The 16,067-nt window shown below is 72.6% G+C and carries 16 protein-coding genes and 2 tRNA genes; 8 read left to right on the forward strand and 10 right to left on the reverse strand.

Going from position 1 to position 16,067, the window contains the following annotated elements; translation table 11 throughout:
• Positions 1-3: 3 nt before the first annotated feature.
• On the reverse strand, positions 4-999 hold the full coding sequence (locus tag H4696_RS32240; RefSeq protein ID WP_086856708.1) for a HEAT repeat domain-containing protein: 996 nt from the start codon (positions 997-999) through the stop codon (positions 4-6).
• Positions 993-1,637 (reverse strand): HEAT repeat domain-containing protein, encoded by a 645-nt coding sequence (locus H4696_RS32245; protein ID WP_086856714.1) that lies wholly within the window; start codon positions 1,635-1,637, stop codon positions 993-995. The genes H4696_RS32240 and H4696_RS32245 overlap by 7 nt, the downstream gene beginning before the upstream one ends.
• Before the next feature lie 180 nt (positions 1,638-1,817).
• Between H4696_RS32245 and H4696_RS32250 the strand changes: the two genes are divergently transcribed.
• From H4696_RS32250 to H4696_RS32270, 5 genes are read left to right on the forward strand one after another with little or no spacing between them, the layout of a single operon-like run.
• Complete coding sequence (locus tag H4696_RS32250) at positions 1,818-2,723, forward strand: ABC transporter ATP-binding protein (RefSeq protein ID WP_086856707.1); 906 nt, start codon at positions 1,818-1,820, stop codon at positions 2,721-2,723.
• A complete protein-coding gene (locus H4696_RS32255) occupies positions 2,720-3,481 on the forward strand; it encodes an ABC transporter permease (protein WP_086856706.1) in 762 nt (253 codons plus the stop codon). The genes H4696_RS32250 and H4696_RS32255 overlap by 4 nt, the downstream gene beginning before the upstream one ends.
• Positions 3,481-4,656, forward strand: a complete 1,176-nt coding sequence (locus H4696_RS32260) for a streptophobe family protein (RefSeq protein ID WP_192782649.1) — start codon at positions 3,481-3,483, stop codon at positions 4,654-4,656. The genes H4696_RS32255 and H4696_RS32260 overlap by 1 nt, the downstream gene beginning before the upstream one ends.
• Positions 4,644-5,330 carry a response regulator transcription factor gene (locus H4696_RS32265; protein WP_192782650.1) on the forward strand — a complete coding sequence of 229 codons (687 nt, stop codon included), beginning with the start codon at positions 4,644-4,646 and terminating at the stop codon, positions 5,328-5,330. Before H4696_RS32260 ends, H4696_RS32265 begins: the two co-directional genes overlap by 13 nt.
• On the forward strand, positions 5,327-6,766 hold the full coding sequence (locus tag H4696_RS32270; protein WP_192782651.1) for a sensor histidine kinase: 1,440 nt from the start codon (positions 5,327-5,329) through the stop codon (positions 6,764-6,766). Before H4696_RS32265 ends, H4696_RS32270 begins: the two co-directional genes overlap by 4 nt.
• An 80-nt stretch (positions 6,767-6,846) precedes the next feature.
• Here H4696_RS32270 and H4696_RS32275 read toward each other — a convergent pair.
• From H4696_RS32275 to H4696_RS32295, 5 genes are all read right to left on the reverse strand, one after another.
• Positions 6,847-6,920: transfer RNA gene (locus H4696_RS32275), tRNA-Arg, on the reverse strand.
• Positions 6,921-6,966: 46 nt separating this feature from the next.
• Positions 6,967-7,055: transfer RNA gene (locus H4696_RS32280), tRNA-Ser, on the reverse strand.
• Positions 7,056-7,120: 65 nt separating this feature from the next.
• Positions 7,121-8,836, reverse strand: a complete 1,716-nt coding sequence (locus tag H4696_RS32285) for a phosphatidylglycerol lysyltransferase domain-containing protein (protein ID WP_086863961.1) — start codon at positions 8,834-8,836, stop codon at positions 7,121-7,123.
• A gap of 37 nt (positions 8,837-8,873) precedes the next feature.
• Positions 8,874-10,853 (reverse strand): acetoacetate--CoA ligase, encoded by a 1,980-nt coding sequence (locus tag H4696_RS32290; protein ID WP_086863962.1) that lies wholly within the window; start codon positions 10,851-10,853, stop codon positions 8,874-8,876.
• Positions 10,854-10,872: 19 nt separating this feature from the next.
• A complete protein-coding gene (locus H4696_RS32295; RefSeq protein ID WP_086863963.1) occupies positions 10,873-11,502 on the reverse strand; it encodes a dienelactone hydrolase family protein in 630 nt (209 codons plus the stop codon).
• Positions 11,503-11,648: 146 nt separating this feature from the next.
• Here H4696_RS32295 and hisC point away from each other — a divergent pair, with 146 nt between their 5' ends.
• A complete protein-coding gene (hisC, locus tag H4696_RS32300; RefSeq protein WP_086863964.1) occupies positions 11,649-12,713 on the forward strand; it encodes a histidinol-phosphate transaminase in 1,065 nt (354 codons plus the stop codon).
• Here hisC and H4696_RS32305 read toward each other — a convergent pair.
• From H4696_RS32305 to H4696_RS32315, 3 genes are all read right to left on the reverse strand, one after another.
• Positions 12,694-13,467, reverse strand: coding sequence for a sulfite exporter TauE/SafE family protein (locus H4696_RS32305; protein ID WP_086863965.1), 774 nt, complete (start codon positions 13,465-13,467; stop codon positions 12,694-12,696). The genes hisC and H4696_RS32305 overlap by 20 nt on opposite strands.
• A 79-nt stretch (positions 13,468-13,546) precedes the next feature.
• Positions 13,547-13,900 (reverse strand): VOC family protein, encoded by a 354-nt coding sequence (locus H4696_RS32310; protein WP_086863966.1) that lies wholly within the window; start codon positions 13,898-13,900, stop codon positions 13,547-13,549.
• Complete coding sequence (locus H4696_RS32315) at positions 13,897-14,520, reverse strand: GNAT family N-acetyltransferase (protein ID WP_086863967.1); 624 nt, start codon at positions 14,518-14,520, stop codon at positions 13,897-13,899. Before H4696_RS32315 ends, H4696_RS32310 begins: the two co-directional genes overlap by 4 nt.
• 44 nt (positions 14,521-14,564) lie before the next feature.
• Between H4696_RS32315 and H4696_RS32320 the strand changes: the two genes are divergently transcribed.
• Together H4696_RS32320 and H4696_RS32325 are read left to right on the forward strand one after the other, a co-directional pair.
• Positions 14,565-15,248 carry a FadR/GntR family transcriptional regulator gene (locus tag H4696_RS32320; RefSeq protein WP_420831520.1) on the forward strand — a complete coding sequence of 228 codons (684 nt, stop codon included), beginning with the start codon at positions 14,565-14,567 and terminating at the stop codon, positions 15,246-15,248.
• Positions 15,248-16,060, forward strand: coding sequence for a class I SAM-dependent methyltransferase (locus H4696_RS32325; protein ID WP_086864924.1), 813 nt, complete (start codon positions 15,248-15,250; stop codon positions 16,058-16,060). The genes H4696_RS32320 and H4696_RS32325 overlap by 1 nt, the downstream gene beginning before the upstream one ends.
• Positions 16,061-16,067 lie beyond the last annotated feature (7 nt).

Here is a 16,067-nt window from a genome sequence, read left to right on the forward strand (position 1 = left end):
GGGTCAGTCAGCGGGCCGCGCTTCGGTGAGGGCCGTGGCGACGAGGGCGACCGTCGGGTCGTCGTCGCCGGCCAGCCGGCGCAGGAGGTCACGCGGGCCGGGCCCCGGCAGCTCGGCGAGGGCCTGCGCCAAGCGGATCCGCACGGCGGTGTCCGCGGTGAGTTCGCCGGCGAGCGCGGCCAGGATCCGCTCGCCGCGGGCGGGGTCGGCCGACAGCGTCCCGAGCACTTCGGATGCCTCGACGTCGTTCGTGCCCTCGGTCACCATGCCGACGAGGACCGGCACGGCGGCCGTCACGCCCCGGCGTCCCGCCGCCAAAGCCGCGCGCCGGCGCACCTCCGGGTCCGGGTCGTCGAGCGCGCCGGTGAGCACCTCGGTCGCTTCGTCACCGGGCAGCGAAGCGACCGCCAGCACCGCGCGGCGCCGGACGTCGGCGTCGGCCGACCGGATCCCGGCCGCCACCCCCGCCAAGCCGTCGCCGCCCGTCCGCGCCAGCGCCCACCGCAGGGCGCCGGCGACGTACGGGTCGCGTTCGGCCAGGACGGCCTTGGCCAGCAGCTCGGCGGGCAGCGGCACGTCGTCGGCCGGCGCCAGGACGGCCTGCTGGCGGCTCGAGGGGATGGGCGAATCCAGGCCGTGCAGAAGTTCGACGACGCGCAGGACGCCCTCCCAGCCGAAGGGCGCCGAAGCGTCGATCGTCCGGAGCCGGTCGAGCAGTTCCCGTTCCCGCTTCAGCCGTTCTTCGGTCCGCCGGATCAGGTCACCGACCAAAGTGGACGGTGTGAACGCGGGATCCGCCAGCGCGCGCCCGACCTGCCGCAGCGACAACCCCAGCGAACGCAGGCCTTCCACGTGGAAGATCCGGCGGATGTCCGCTTCGGAGTATTCGCGGTAGCCGCCGACCGTGCGCCCGGTCGGCCGCACCAGCCCGAGGGAGTCGTAATGCCGCAGCATCCGCGTACTCACCCCGGACCGGCGGGCCACCTCACCGATCAGCACGCCGTTCCCCCGGCGCGTTCCGGGCCGAGCGCGACGACCCGCTTCGCCTCGTCGACGCCCAGGTCGAACCCGGCGTCCGGGTCGCGCAGCAGCCGCCGCGTGGCGCGGGCGTGCGCCCGCACCACCGGATCGAGGCTCGCCAGCCCGGTCCGCAGGGCGTCCTCGGCGACGTCCCCGAGCGCGACGAGCGCCCGGCTGAGACTCAGCCGCACGGCCCGGTCCCCGCGCCCGAGCTGCGCGGCCAGGTCCGCGGCCAAGCCGTCCCGCGCGTCTTCGGGCACGAGGACGACGGCGGCGCGCCACGCACTTCGCGCGACCTCCTCGTCGGCGTCGTGCAGCAACGACCGCGTGATCGCGGGCCACACCGACCGGTCGCCGATCTTGGACAGCGTGTGCAGCGCCTGGCTCCGGGCCTGCGGCAGCTCGGACCGCAGTTCCACGACCAGCTTCGGCAGGGTGACGTCCGCGGGGAGCCTGGTCAGCGCCCAGGTGAGCATGTCGCGCACGAAGAAGTCCGGCTCGACGGCGCACCGGGCGATGAGCGCGTCCACGTCGGCCGGGTCGGCGCGCGTCCCCACCGCCAGCGCGGCTCGCAGCCGCGCCGACGAATTGGCGGCGTCCAGTTGTGTCGGGTCCATGGTGACCACCTCCTCCCCGCAGTGAAGAGGTTGTCACAGTGTGAAGGTCAAGCAAGTTCGCGCGGCCGGGATCGATTTCCGGGGAAGCGGCGGGCGAACCGGCCCCTGGCCGAGCGATCTCCCAGGGTTTTCCCAGAACTTCCCAGGAGCCGGCTAGGCGGCCGGGCCAGGCTCGCCGCCATGACCACCATCGAAGTGCGCGGGCTGACCAAGCGGTACGGCCCCGACACCGTCGTGGACGACCTGTCGTTCACCGTCGAACCCGGGCAGGTGACCGGGTTCCTCGGGCCGAACGGCGCGGGCAAGTCCACGACCATGAAGCTGATCCTGGGCCTCGCCGCGCCGACGCGCGGGTCCGTCACCGTCGGCGGGCGCCGCTACCGCGACCTCCCCGTCCCGCTGACCGAGGTCGGCGCGCTGCTCGACGCGGGCGCCGTCCACGGTGGCCGGAAGGCCTACGACCACCTGCTGGCCCTCGCGGTGAGCAACGGCCTCCCGCGGCGCCGGGTCGGCGAGGTGCTCGCCCGGACCGGGCTGGAAAGCGTGGCGGGCAAGCGGGCCGGCGGGTTCTCCCTCGGCATGCGGCAGCGCCTCGGCATCGCGGCGGCGCTGCTCGGCGACCCGCGCGTGCTGATCTTCGACGAGCCGGTCAACGGGCTCGACCCCGAAGGCATCCGGTGGATCCGCGACTTCATGCGCTCCCTGGCCGGCGAGGGCCGGGCCGTGCTCGTGTCCAGCCACCTGATGAGCGAAATGGCGCAGACCGCCGATCACCTGGTCGTGATCGGCCGCGGCCGGCTCGTCGCCGACACCGCCGTGAGCGAGCTCGTGCGCGGTGAGGGCACGGTGCTCGTCCGCACGCCCGACGCCGGCTTCGCCCGGCTGCTCGCCACCGCCGGGGCCGTCGTGCGCGAAGGCGCCGAAGCCTCGCTCGTCGTCTCCGGCATGACGAGCGGGGAGATCGGCAAGCTCGCGGCCTACCACGGCGTCGCGCTCGCCGAACTCACCCCGCAGCGCGTCTCGCTCGAAGACGCCTTCATGGACCTGACCCGCGACAGCGTCGAGTACGAGGGAGCGAGCGCGTGACCTTCCCCCAGTCCGTCCACGCCGAGTGGATCAAGCTCCGCAGCCTGCGCTCGACCTGGTACACCGTGGGCTGCCTGTTCGCGGCCGGCCTCGGCATCACGGGCCTCGCGATGAACGCCGCGGGCAAGGCGTACGCCGAGGACCCGCAGGCCTGGGACCCGACCAACCGCAGCCTGACCTCGTACATCGTCGCGCAGCTGATCATCGGGGTGCTGGGCATCCTGGTCGTCACCGGCGAGCACGCGACCGGGCTGATGCAGACGTCCCTGATCGCCACGCCCCGGCGGCACCGGCTGCTGGCGGCCAAGGTCGTGGTGGCCGTCGCCGTCGCCGTGGTGGCGGGCCAGGTGCTGATGTTCGCCGCCTTCTTGCTCGGCCAGGCCGTGCTGGGTGCGCAGGACCTGCCGCGGGCGTCGCTCGGCGACCCCGGCGTGCTGTCCGCCGTGACGGGCGGCGGGTTCTACCTAGCGGCGATCGCCCTGCTGGCGGTCGGGCTCGGCACGTTGATGCGGGCGACGGCGGGCGCGCTCGCGACGCTCGTCGGGATCGTCTTCCTGGTCCCCGCGCTCGCGGGCCTGTTCCCGGCGTGGGTGCGCGGGATGTTCGCCTACTGGCCGACGCTCGGGGCGTCCGCGGTCCTGAAGACGGTGCCCGACCCGGACTTCCCGCACCCGTGGCTGAACCTGGGCGGGATGTGCCTCGGGGTCGCCGCGGTGCTGGCGGTCGCGTTCGGGGTCTTCCGGCGCCGGGACGTCTGATGCGGGAGGTGGTCCGCGGTCTCGCTGCGGCCGCCGCCGCGGTCCTCGCGATGGCGGGCGTCGCGGCGGCGGGATTGCTGCTGCTGGGCGGGGAACAGGCGGGGTCGGCGACGGGGGCGGTGGTCGCGGTGGCCGTGGGTGGGTCGGTCGACCTCCAGGCGGCTGCCGCCGGTGGTCTTCCGGTCGGCTTGAGTGGTGACCTGCACGGGATGCCGCTCGGGGTCTCCCTTGCGGGGGCGCTGGTTCTGGGGTGGCTGTTGCTGCGGCGCCGGGAGGGGTTGCTCGTGCGCGGTGGGGTGGCGGTGGTGGCGTTCACCGGCGCGGTGGGCGCGGTCGCGGTTTGGGCCGCGGGAAAGGTGAGCCTGCCGGGTGGTGCGGGCGCGCCCCGGGGCTGCGGTCCGGCTCGGCTGCCGGGCACCGGACTTTCCGCGAGGGTGGGTCAGGCTCTGCCGGGCAAGCTCGGCGGGCCGTTCGCCGGAGCGGGCGGACTCGGCACCGGCCCCTCGGCACCCGCCGGGTCGCCCACCCACCTGGAGGCCGCGTTCTCCGTGGCCCTCGGACCCACCCTCGCCGCCGCCTTGGTCTGGGGGCTCGTGGTCGTCGGCGCCTGCTGGCTGATCGCGCGTTTCCCCACCATCGCGACCACCCTCCGCACCCTGCGGTGGCCACTCGCCGCGTTCACCGTGGTGTGCCTCGCCGCCGCCGGGGTGCTCGGCGGCGGCGCCGCGGCCGGGGCCGTTCTGCTGCTGCTCCCCCAGTTGCTACCCGCCGTCGTCCTCACCGGACTCGGTGTCCCGTGGCAGCTCGGCACCACCGGCCTGCTCTCCTGCGCCCCGGACACCACCTTCCCGGCCACGCACTGGATCGCCGGCGTGGTGCTGCTCGGCCTCGGCATCGCGGTCGCCCTGCGCCGGCGCCGCCCACCCCTGCGTCAAGCCGCCGAACTCGCCGCGGTGGTGGGTGGCGTCCTGGCCGGCACGGCACTCCTTTCACGGTTCGCCGTCGACCTCTCGGTGACCGCGTTCGGCTTCTCGGTCCCCGTCCTCGGCGCGGACCTGGCGGCGAACCCGCTCCTGGCCTTGGCCGCCGGGGTCGCGGGCGGCGCCGTCGCGGGGTTCGCGGGCAGCCTGCTCGTCCGCGGGATCTCCGTATTCTCGCGGGCATGGACGCGATGAACCGGCTGCTGGTGGTGGACGACGAGCCCACCGTCCGCGAGCTGCTCTCCGCCGCGCTCCGGTTCGCCGGCTTCCGCGTGACGTCCGTGGCGACGGCGCGCGAAGCCGTCGCCGCGGCCACCGCGGAACCGCCCGATCTGGTGTTGCTGGACGTCATGCTGCCGGACCTCGACGGCTTCGAGGTCGTCCGCCGGCTGCGTGAGCAGCACCGGCCGGTGCCCGTCCTCTTCCTCACCGCGCGGGACGGGCAGGCCGACAAGGTCACCGGCCTGTCCCTCGGCGCCGACGACTACGTGACCAAGCCCTTCGACCTGGCGGAGCTGATCGCGCGGATCCGCGCGATCCTCCGCCGCACCGCCGGGCACCCGGCCGCCGTGCTGACCGTCGGCACCCTCGCCCTCGACGCCGAAGGCCACCAGGTGACGCGCGCGGGACAGCCCATTCGCGTGTCCGCCACCGAGTTCCGGCTGCTGCGCTACCTGATGGAGAACGCCGGGCGGGTCGTGTCCAAAGCGCAGATCCTCGACCGCGTGTGGCGCGAGGACTTCGGCGGCGACGCCAGCATCGTCGACACCTACATCTCCTACCTGCGGCGCAAAGTCGACACCGAGGAGCCCCGGCTCATCCACACGGTGCACGGCGTCGGCTACGTGCTGCGGGAGCCCCGGCGATGAGGCGGCTGTCGCTGCGGGCACGGCTGCTGCTGCTCACCGCCGGTCTCCTGCTGGCCGGGCTGACCCTCGCCAGCGCGCTCGTCTCCGATCGGCTGGAGCGCTTCCAGCTCGACCGCCTCGACGGCCAGCTGCGCTCGATGACCGAGCTGATCGCCCGCGCGGCGGGCCCGCCCCCGGCCGAAACCCCGGCCGTGCGGCCGGATCTGCTCGACCCCGCGCTCGGCCTGTTCGGCACCCCGTACGTCGTCTACCTGGACGCCGGCGGCGCGGTGGCGGGCGGCCTGCATTCGTCGCGGGTGGACGGTGCGGCGCTGCCGCCCCTCGACGCCCTGCGCACGGTCCCCGCCGACGGGACGGCCGTCGACCTCCAGGCCGCCGACGGGTCGCAGCGCTGGCGGGCAGTCGCCCACCCGGCCCTCAGCTGGGGCGGCACCGTGGTTTCGGCCGCGCCGCTCGCCGAAGCCGACGCCACGATCGCCCAGCTGCGGGTCAGCAGCCTCGTCACCGGCGCCGGGCTGCTCGTGGTGCTGACCGCGGCCGGCTGGTTCGCCCTCGGCCGGGGCCTGCGGCCACTGCGCCGGATCGAGCACACGGCCGCCGCGATCGCCGGCGGCGACCTCACCCGCCGCGTCCCGGTCCTGGCGCCGCCCGGCACCGAGATCGGGCACCTCGCGGCGTCGCTCAACACCATGCTCGGCCAGCTGGAAGGCGCCTTCGCCGACCGGGCGGCGTCGGAGGCGCGGATGCGCACCTTCGTCGCGGACGTCAGCCACGAGCTGCGCACCCCGCTGTTCGGCATCAAGGGGTCCACCGAGCTCTACCGGATGGGCGCGCTGCCCGGACCGTCCGATGTGGACGAAACGATGCGCCGCATCGACCGGGAAGCCACCCGGCTCACCGCGCTCACCGAAGACCTGCTGCTGCTCGCCCAGCTCGACGAGGCACCCGAGGAACAGCTGGACCGGGCGCCGATGGACCTGCGCACCCTGGCCGGCGACGCCCGGCACGACCTGCGCGCGCTCGACCCGTCGCGCCCCGTCGAGCTCACCGGGCCGGGCGGGTCCGGACCGCCGGGCCCGGCCCCGGTCGACGCGGACGAAGCCCGGCTGCGGCAGGTGGTGACGAACCTGGTGGGCAACGCGGCCGCCCACACGCCGCCGGGCACGCGCGTGCGCATCGGCGTCGGCACGGCAGCGGGCCGCGCGGTCCTGGAGGTGGCCGACGACGGCCCTGGGATGACGGCCGAACAGGCGGGCCGGGTGTTCAACCGCTTCTACCGCGCGGACCGGTCCCGCACCCGCACGGCCGGCGCGGACGCCGGGCTGGGGTTGTCGATCGCCCGTTCCCTGGCCCGCGCCCACGGCGGCGACGTCGAACTGGAGACCGCGGCCGGTGCGGGCGCCTGTTTCCGGCTGGTGCTCCCGCTGGCGGACTGAGACTCCCTATGACAGCAAGCAGGGCCTCGTTTCCTAACCGGAAACGAGGCCCTGCTCGGTACTGCTGTCTCAACCAGACGTGCGCCCGAAGGGATTCGAACCCCTGACCTTCTGATCCGTAGTCAGATGCTCTATCCAGCTGAGCTACGGGCGCGTGTTCAGTTGTTCTCTAACCTAGCATCCGGCGAACCGGGTGCCAGCGGAGGCTCCGGGATTTGAACCCGGGAGGGGGGTTACCCCCAACCGCATTAGCAGTGCGGCGCCATAGACCAGACTAGGCGAAGCCTCCTGGGCCCAACGACCACTGCTCAGATAGGTTACACACCCCCCGATCACCCCTGAAAGGCACCCCCCTCACGCCCTCCGCAACAGTCTGAGCAGGCGCGGAGAGCGGCCGCCCAGGCCTTCCGCCTCGAACGTCGCGATGCCGACGCGGGGCAGTTCGCGGACGCCCGGGTAGACCAAATACCGCGGGACCCAGCGCGGCTGGAACTTCGCGTTGAAGCGGTACAGCGTTTCGATCTGGATCCAGCGCGAGAAGAAGTGCAGGACCTTCGCCGCCGTCTTCGCGACCGGGCCCGCGCCGATGCGCTGGCCCTGTTCCATCAGGGCGCGGAACGCCGCGAAGTTCAGGGAAACCTGGGAAATGCCGTGGCGGCCGGCGGCCAGCAGGAGTTCCGAGATCATCAGCTCGTTGACGCCGTTGTCGGCCGTGCGGTCGCGGCGCATGACGTCCAGTGACAGGCCCGTCGCGCCCCAAGGGACGAACTGGAGCACACCGCGGACGCGACCGCCCTGCTCGGCCGTCACCAGGACCGAGGCCGGGTCGCCCATGCGGCCCAGCGCCATCGAAAAACCGCGCTCGGTGTCCGTGCCGCGCCAGTTCGCGGCCAGCGCCGTCAGCTCGTCCAGTTCGCCGAAGCGCAGGTCCTCGGCGCGCCGGACCAGCACCTTGTAGCCCGCGCGCTTCGTGCGGGCCGCCGCTTGGCGGACGCCGCGCATGGTGCGGCCTTCGAGGGTGAAGCCGTCGACGTCGACGACCGCTTCGTCGCCGATCTCCAGGACCTCCAGGCCAAAGCGGGCCCAGACCGTCGCGCCCAGCTCCGAGACGCCCATCGCCGCCGGCACCCAGCCGTTGCGGCGGCAGACCTCCAGGTACTCCTCGATCGCGCCCGGCCAGGCTTCGTGATCGCCCAGCGGGTCCGCCGAGCACAGCGCCACGCCCGCGATCACGCGGTAGGTGACCGCGGCCTTGCCCGTGCGGGAGAACACCGCGAACTTGTCGCGCCGCAACGCGAAGTAGCCGAGGGAATCCCGCTCGCCGTGCTCGTCCAGCAGCTTGCGGAGGCGGGCGACTTCGTCGTCGCTCAGCCGCGGCGCCGGCTCGGCCGAGCGCAGCAGGAAGTACGCCGAGACCAGGACCGCGGCCAGGCCGAACAGCAGGCCGACGGCGGCGGTCATGTCCTCCAGCCACATCTGGTGGAACACCGCGGGGCCGCTGGCGCCGACCAGCGCGAGCGCGGACTCCGCCAGGCGGTCCCCGAAGTCCATCGGCTCCAGCACCGCGCGCGAAGCCACCGACAGCAGGATGAGGTTGATCACGAACCCGGCCAGCGCCAGCTGCAGGAACACCCGCACCGCGCGCCAGCGCCCGACCACTGGGTCCGGCTTAGCGACGAAGTAGCGCCGGCTCGCGATCAGGCCCACCAGCAGCACCACCGACACCATCCCGGCGCCGAAGACGTGCCGCAGCCCGATGTGCGACACCGTGAGCAGCACGGTCGCGCCGACCGCGAGCTGCCAGGCCCGGCGCTTGCGCCGCCGCAGTCCCGCGGCCAGCAGCACCAGCAGCACGCCCGTGACCAACGCCACGGTCGCCGCCGCGACCGTCGCCTCCTGCGGCAGCTCCAGCCACTCCGACAGGTACCCGCGCAGGTTCCGGCGCCCGGCGGGCACCAGGACCGACACGAGCGTCATCAGTCCGGCCAGCCGGGTCACCCAGGTGATCACCCCCACCGTGGTGGCCCCCGCCACCCGCCAGGTGGTCTCCGCGCGTGTTCCCGTCACCACCTGTGCAACCCGTTGTGGACGATCATGCTTCCCCCATCTAACCCCCGGCGAGCTCCACGAACGGCGTCAGCGCCGCCGGGTTGGCCAGCGCGTCGCGGCTGACGGCCCGGTCGGGAGCCACACCGGCGAGGATCTTCTTCACCGGTACCTCACACTTCTTACCGTTCAAGGTACGAGGAATCTCGGAAACCACCACGAACCGATCGGGTACATGGCGTGGTGACAGAGCGCTGCGAAGCTCCTTCTTCAGCCGCGGCTCGACCGCTTCGAGCTCGACGCCGTCGGCCAGCACGAGGAAGCAGATCAGCTGCCCGTCCTCGTTCCCGGCCGCCGAAGTGTCCACGACCAGGGAATCCGCGACCTCGTCATAGCCCTCGACGACCCGGTAGAACTCCGCCGTGCCCATCCGGACGCCGCCGCGGTTGAGCGTCGAGTCGCTGCGGCCGTAGATGACCGCCGAGCCGCGGTTCGTGATCCGGATCCAGTCGCCGTGGCGCCACAAGCCCGGGTACATCTCGAAGTACGCCTCACGCAGGCGCGCGCCGTCCGGGTCGTTCCAGAAGAACACCGGCATCGACGGCATCGGCTTGGTGATGACGAGCTCGCCGACCTCCTCGACGACGGCGTTGCCGGCCTCGTCGAACGCGTTGACCGCGGCGCCCAGGGCCGGGCAGGACAGTTCGCCGAGCCAGACCGGGACGTCGGGGGCGGACGCGACGAACGCCGCGCACAGGTCGGTGCCGCCGGAGACCGAGCAGATCTGGACCTTCCGCCCGACCTCGTTGACGATCCACCGGAAGCCTTCGGCGCTCAGCGGCGCGCCGGTGGAGCCGAGCGCGCGCAACGCCGTCAGGTCGTAGCGCTCGGCCGGCTTGATACCCGCCTTGAGGCAGCTCTGGATGAACGGCGCCGACGTGCCGAAGTAGGTGACGCGGTGCTGCTCGGCCAGGTGCCAGAGCGCGTTCAGGTCCGGGTACCCCGGGCTGCCGTCGTAGAGCACGATCGTCGTGCCGACCAGCAGGCCGGAGATGAGGAAGTTCCACATCATCCAGCCGGTGGTGCTGAACCAGAAGAACCGGTCGCCCGGCCCGAGGTCCGTCTGCAGCGCGAGGGCCTTGAGGTGCTCGAGGGTGATGCCGCCGTGGCCGTGCACGATGCCCTTCGGCAGGCCCGTGGTGCCCGAGGAGTAGAGCACCCACAGCGGGTGCGCGAACTCGACCGGCTCGAACAGCAGCGGCGAGCCTTCGTGCTTCGCGAGCAGCCCGGCCCAGTCGTGCGTGCCCTCCAGCCGGCCTTCCCCGACGTACTCGACGAGCACGGTCGCGGCCAGCGAAGGCAGCTTCTCCCGCAGGTCGGCGACGGTCGGCCGGATGTCGAACTGCCGGCCGTTGTACGCGTAGGCGTTGACGGCGAAGAACAGCTTCGGCTCGATCTGCACGAACCGGTCCGCGACCGCGCGGACGCCGAAGTCGGGCGAGCACGACGACCAGATCGCGCCGATGCTCGCCGCGGCGAGGAACGCGACCAGCGTCTGCGGGCAGTTCGGGGCCAGCGCGACGACCCGGTCGCCCTTGCCGACGCCGAGCTCGAGGAACGCCGCCCGGGCCGCCCCGACCTGCGCGCGCAGCTCGCCGTACGTCAGCTGGCTCGCGAAGCCGTCTTCACGGTGGAAGATCACCGCCGTCTCGTCGTCGCCCTTGGCCGCGCCCGCGACCCCGGGCGTGAGCGCGTGCTCGGCGTAGTTCAGCGTGCCGCCGTCGAACCAGACGGCGTCCGGCATCCCGCCCGCGAGCACCTCGCCGGGCCGATCGTGCCAGCGCACGCCGAGGAAGTCCGCGACCGCGGCCCAGAAGTCCGGGACGTGCTCGACGGAGAACTCGTGCAGCGAGCGGTAGTCGTCCACCTCGACGCCGCGCTCGGTGCGCAGCCACTGGCGGAAGGCTTCGATCTTGGTGTCGGCAACGTGGCCCGGCTCGGGGCGCCACAGGACCTCGGGAGCGTCGGCGGTGTGCGTCACGTCACGAGGGTAATCCCGCTCACCGCAGGTGCGCGTCGAACCAATTCAGCGTTCGCTGCCACGCCTCGGCCGCCGCGCCCGGGTCGGCGTCGAAGCGGTGGTTCGCGCCCGGGTAGTGGACGACGTTCGTGGCGACCTTCGCCGACGCGGCGGCGTCGCGCAGCCGCTCGACCTCGGCGCCGCCCGCTTCGTCGCCGGCGTCGCCGTACATGCCGAGCCACGGGCTGGTGAGCTTCCCGGCGATCTCGACCAGCGCGGGCAGTTCGGCGGACTGCTGCCCGCCGACGCTGACGGCCGCGCCCAGCTTCCGGTGCGAGGCGACGACCAGGGCCGCGGTGCCGCCGAGGTCGAAGCCCATCACGCCGAGGAGGTCGCCCTGGACGCCGCGTTCGACCAGCCAGGCGAGGGTCAGGTCGGTCGCGTCGAGCAGGTCCTGCTGGGTGAGGCGGTCGTTCTCCAGGTGCGGGGTGACGGTCAGCCACCCCTCCGTGGCCAGGCTGGCCAGCAGCAGCTTCACGCCGTCGGTGACGCCGTCCGCTTCGTGCAGCACCACCAGGCCGCCGCGTAGCGACCCCTCGGGCTCCGAGAAGGTCAGGCGGAGGGTGGGGCCGTCGGTGCGCTGGTAGTCCACGGTGCTGGTCGACGTCATTGCGTCACTCAATCACTTCGAGGTGAACGGGAGGAACCCAGTGTGGCAGGAGAGCACGCAGCCGACCGTCTGAAGGGACTCGCGGGGCGGCGGGCGAAAAAGATACGGTGACCGGATCGTCCCGTCGAATTCCAGGAGCGCCGAAGATGCCGTCCGTGTCCCCGCGTGCCGATCTCGAATCGTTGCCGAAATACGTCCCCGGCCGGACGATCGAAGGCGCGATCAAGCTGGCGAGCAACGAGGTGCCCGGCGGCGCGCTGCCGAGCGTCGCGCAGGCGATCGCCGAGGCCGCGGCCGGCATCAACCGCTACCCGGACACCGGGTCGCAGGCGCTGCGCGAGCGGCTGGCCCGCGACCTGGACGTCCCGGTGGAGCGGGTCGCGATCGGCTGCGGCTCGGTGTCGCTGTGCCAGCAGACGATCCAGGCCGTGTGCGCGCCCGGCGAAGAGGTCATCTTCGCCTGGCGTTCCTTCGAGGCGTACCCGATCGTCACGCAGGTCGCGAACGCCGTCTCGGTCAAGGTGCCGATCACCGAAGGCCAGGAGCTCGACCTGGACGCGATGCTCGCGGCGATCACGGACAAGACGCGGGTCGTCTTCGTCTGCAACCCGAACAACCCGACCGGCACGGCGCTGCGCCGCGCCGAGCTCGAGCGGTTCATCGACGCCGTCCCGGAGCACGTGCTGATCGTGCTCGACGAGGCGTACAAGGAGTTCGTCACCGACCCCGAGGTGCCGGACGGCGTCGAATACACGCGGACGCGCTCGAACGTCATGGTGCTGCGCACGTTCTCGAAGGCGTACGGCCTCGCGGGACTGCGCGTGGGTTACGCGGTCGCGCCGGAGCCGATCGCGGACGCGCTTCGCCAGGTGTACGTCGCCTTCTCGGTGAACATGCTCGCCCAGGTCGCGGCGCTGGCGTCGCTGGACGCGGCCGACGAGCTGCTGGCGCGCTGCCAGGAGATCGTCGCCGAACGCGGGCGGGTCCGGGACGCGCTGCTCGAGGCCGGCTACCAGGTGCCCGAGACGCAGGCGAACTTCGTCTGGCTGCCCCTCGGCGACCAGGCGGTGCCGTTCGCCGAGCACGCGCTGGACCGCAAGCTCGTGGTGCGCCCGTTCGCCGGCGACGGCGTGCGCGTGACCATCGGGACCCGCGACGAGAACGACCTCTTCCTGGCCGCGGCCCGGGAGTTCACTTCGCGAACTGCTTGACCACCAGCTGGACGACGGCGGCGACCCCGATCACGACGATCACGCCGCGCAGCACCGCCGGCGGCAGCTTCCGGCCGATCTTCGCGCCGAGGAAGCCGCCGGCGGTCGACCCGACCGCCAGCCACAGCACGACGGCCCAGCTGACGGGCGCGACGAACGCGTAGATCACCCCGGCGACGACGTTGACGACGGCGGCGAGCACGTTCTTGACGCCGTTGAGCTTCTGCAGCGGTTCGGACAGCAGCATCCCCATGACCGCCATCAGCATCACGCCCTGCGCGGCGGTGAAGTACCCGCCGTAGATGCCGATGAGGAAGATGAAGAACATCAGCAGCGGACCGGCTTTGTGCTCTTCGCCGTTGCCTTCGCGGCGCTTCGCCACCCACTTGGACACCTTCGGCTGCACGATCACGAGGACCACGGCCAGGCCGACCAGCACGGGCACGACGGCTTCGAAGGCGTCCTTCGGCAGCGAAAGCAGCAGGATCGTGCCGCCGATGGCCCCGAGGAACGACGCGGCGGCGAACTTCGCGGTCTGCCGCCAGTAGCCCTTGAGCTCGTGCCGGTACCCCCAGGCCCCGCTGAGCGTCCCGGGCGCGAGCCCGATGGCGTTCGACGTCGTCGCCGTCACCGGCGGGTAGCCGAGCGCGACGAGCACGGGGAAGGTCACGAGCGTCCCCGACCCGACGACGGCGTTGATGGTGCCGGCCCAGATCCCGGCGACCACGATGATCGCCGCGTGCCACCACGTCATGAAGCATTCACGTGCGGAGCCTAAGCATCGTGGCGCGAGGCCGCGACGCGCACGGGGTCAGATGTGGCAGGCCAGACACTCAGCGCGGGGTGAAGACGCAGAACTCGTTGCCCTCCGGGTCGGCCAGCAGGTCCCAGTCCACATCACCTCCCCGCTCGCGGATCAAGGTCGCGCCCAGCGCCAGCAGCTCGGCCGTCTCGCCGAAGACGTCCAGGTGCATGCGGTTCTTCACCGACTTCGCCTCCGGGACCGGGTTGAGCCAGATCAGCGGGCCCTCGCCCGCCGGGTCGACGATCGGGACCGGCCAGTCGTCCGGGCGCTCGTCGCCCGTCAGCGAGTCGCGGCGGACGTAGCCCAGCGCCGAGCACCACCAGTCCGCCAGCGCCTGGTGGTCGTTCGCGTCCAGCGCGAGGTCCTTGAACTTCGCCGTCATGCCGCTCCTTCCGGGACGTGCGCGGGCACCAGCTCCGACGCCACCTGCCAGCCGAGCGAGCCGTACAGGCCACGGCCCGCTTCCGTCGCCAGCAACGCGCCGGTCTTCGCCCCGGCCGCCGCGGCCAGCCGGTGCATCACCACCCGGCCGAGGCCCCGGCGGCGGTGCTCCGGCTCCGTTTCGATCTGGTCGAACACCGCGACGCCGGACGCCACCGCGACCCGACCCCGGGCTGCCAGAACACCGTCGAAGGACACCGCCACGTCCCACCGCGGATCAGAACCCGTCACCGTCACCGCGTAGCCCGGCGGGGCGGCGGCGATGGGCACCGGTCCCTCGAACGTCATCAAGTACTCCGTCTCCCCCACCTCCCACTCGGCCGTCAACCCCGCCAAAACCGCAGGCCGCGAGCCGCACGTCTTCAGCCACGTCCCGGGCGAAGCCACCGTGCGGGCCCGCGCCGCCACCGTCGACGGCGAGCGCAGCAGGTAACGCACCCGGTGGCCGGGCAGGCCGACGTCGACGCGGTGCCCGTCCGGCTCCTCGACCGGGGCCGGCACCGCCCGCGACACCGCCCAGCCCCTCGCCCATGCCCCCAAGATCTCCACGTCCGCGATCATGACAGCCACCCCCGACAATTCCCGGAGCTGAGAGGATGGGCGGCGTGGACACCGAGCAGGTCTGGAGCGCGACCGTGGACCGGCTGCGGTCGCGGATCGACGCCGGCGACCTGCCGCCGGGATCGCGGCTGCCCGCCGAGCGTGTGCTGTGCGAAGAGCTCGGCATCAGCCGCGGGTCGCTGCGGCAGGCGCTGCGCGTGCTCGCCTCCATCGGCTACGTGCAGATCCGCGCCGGCTCCGGCACCTACGTGCGTGAGCAGCAGGAACAGCCGCTGCGCACGTGGTTCACCGAGCACGACCAGCTCGTCGAAAAGCTCTTCGACCTGCGCGCGACCGTCGAACCCACGCTCGCCGAACGGCTGGCGCGGCACGCCACCGCGAAGACCGTGAGCCGCCTCGAGGACAACGTCGCCGAGATGGCACGGGCCGCCGAAGACGGGGACATGCTGCGCGTGATCGCCACCGACGCCGAGTTCCACCGGGTGATCGCGCAGAACGCGGGCAACGACGACGTCGCCGGGCTGCTGCGCTCGGTCCTCGCGCTGGTCGGCGAGGAGCGGCGGGCGGCGCTGCGGCTGCCCGGCCAGATCCGCAAGGCCGTCGACGACCACCGCGCCATCCTCGACGCCGTCCGCCGGTCCGATCCCGCCGCGGCTCGCGAGCTGACCCTCAAGCACCTGCTCGACGCCAAGACCTACGCCCACGACTTCGCCGCTGAGGAGCGCTGATGGAGAAGGTGCACTTCACCGAGGAAAAGGCCACCATGCTGGCCACCCTCTACGGCCGTGCGCTCGACAGCCGCGAGGCCGACCCGGTGCTCGGCGACCGGGCCGCCGACGAGGCCGTCCGGCAGATCGACTACGACTTCGCGAAGCTCGGCATCACCCGCGACAGCGCCGTGAGCATCGTCCTGCGCGCGAAGCCGATCGACGGCTGGGCTTCCGACTACCTGAGCCGGCACCCGGACGCGGTCGTGCTGCACCTCGGCTGCGGGATGGACACCCGGTTCCAGCGCCTCGCCCCGCCGGAGACAGTCCACTGGTACGACGTCGACTACCCCGAGGTCGTCGAGCTGCGCGAAAAGCTCTACGCGCCGGCGCCGAACCACACGAACATCGGCACTTCGGTGACCGACTTCGGCTGGCTCGACCAGGTACCGGCGGACCGGCCCGCGTTGATCGTCGCCGAGGGCCTGACCATGTACCTGACCCCCGAGGACGGCACCGAGCTGATCCGCCGGCTGGTCGCGAAGTTCCCCTCCGGCGAACTCGTCTGCGACCTCTTCAGCAAGCTCGGCATCAAGGCGCAGAAGCTCAACACCCCGGTCCGGCGGGCGAAAGCGACCCTGCGCTGGGGCGTCGACGACCCGCACGAGCTGGAGCGCTACGGCCTGACGTTGGTGTCCTCTTTGGACGCGGCGCACTGGTCCACCCCGGACGTCATGGCCCGGCTCCGGCCGTTCACGCGGTTCCAGCTGCGGACGCTGAAGTACTTCCCGCCGCTGGCGCGGATGGCGCACCTCGTGCGATACCGCTTCTAGCTTGAGT

The organism is Amycolatopsis lexingtonensis, from assembly GCF_014873755.1.
In the GTDB taxonomy this organism is placed as follows: domain Bacteria; phylum Actinomycetota; class Actinomycetes; order Mycobacteriales; family Pseudonocardiaceae; genus Amycolatopsis; species Amycolatopsis lexingtonensis.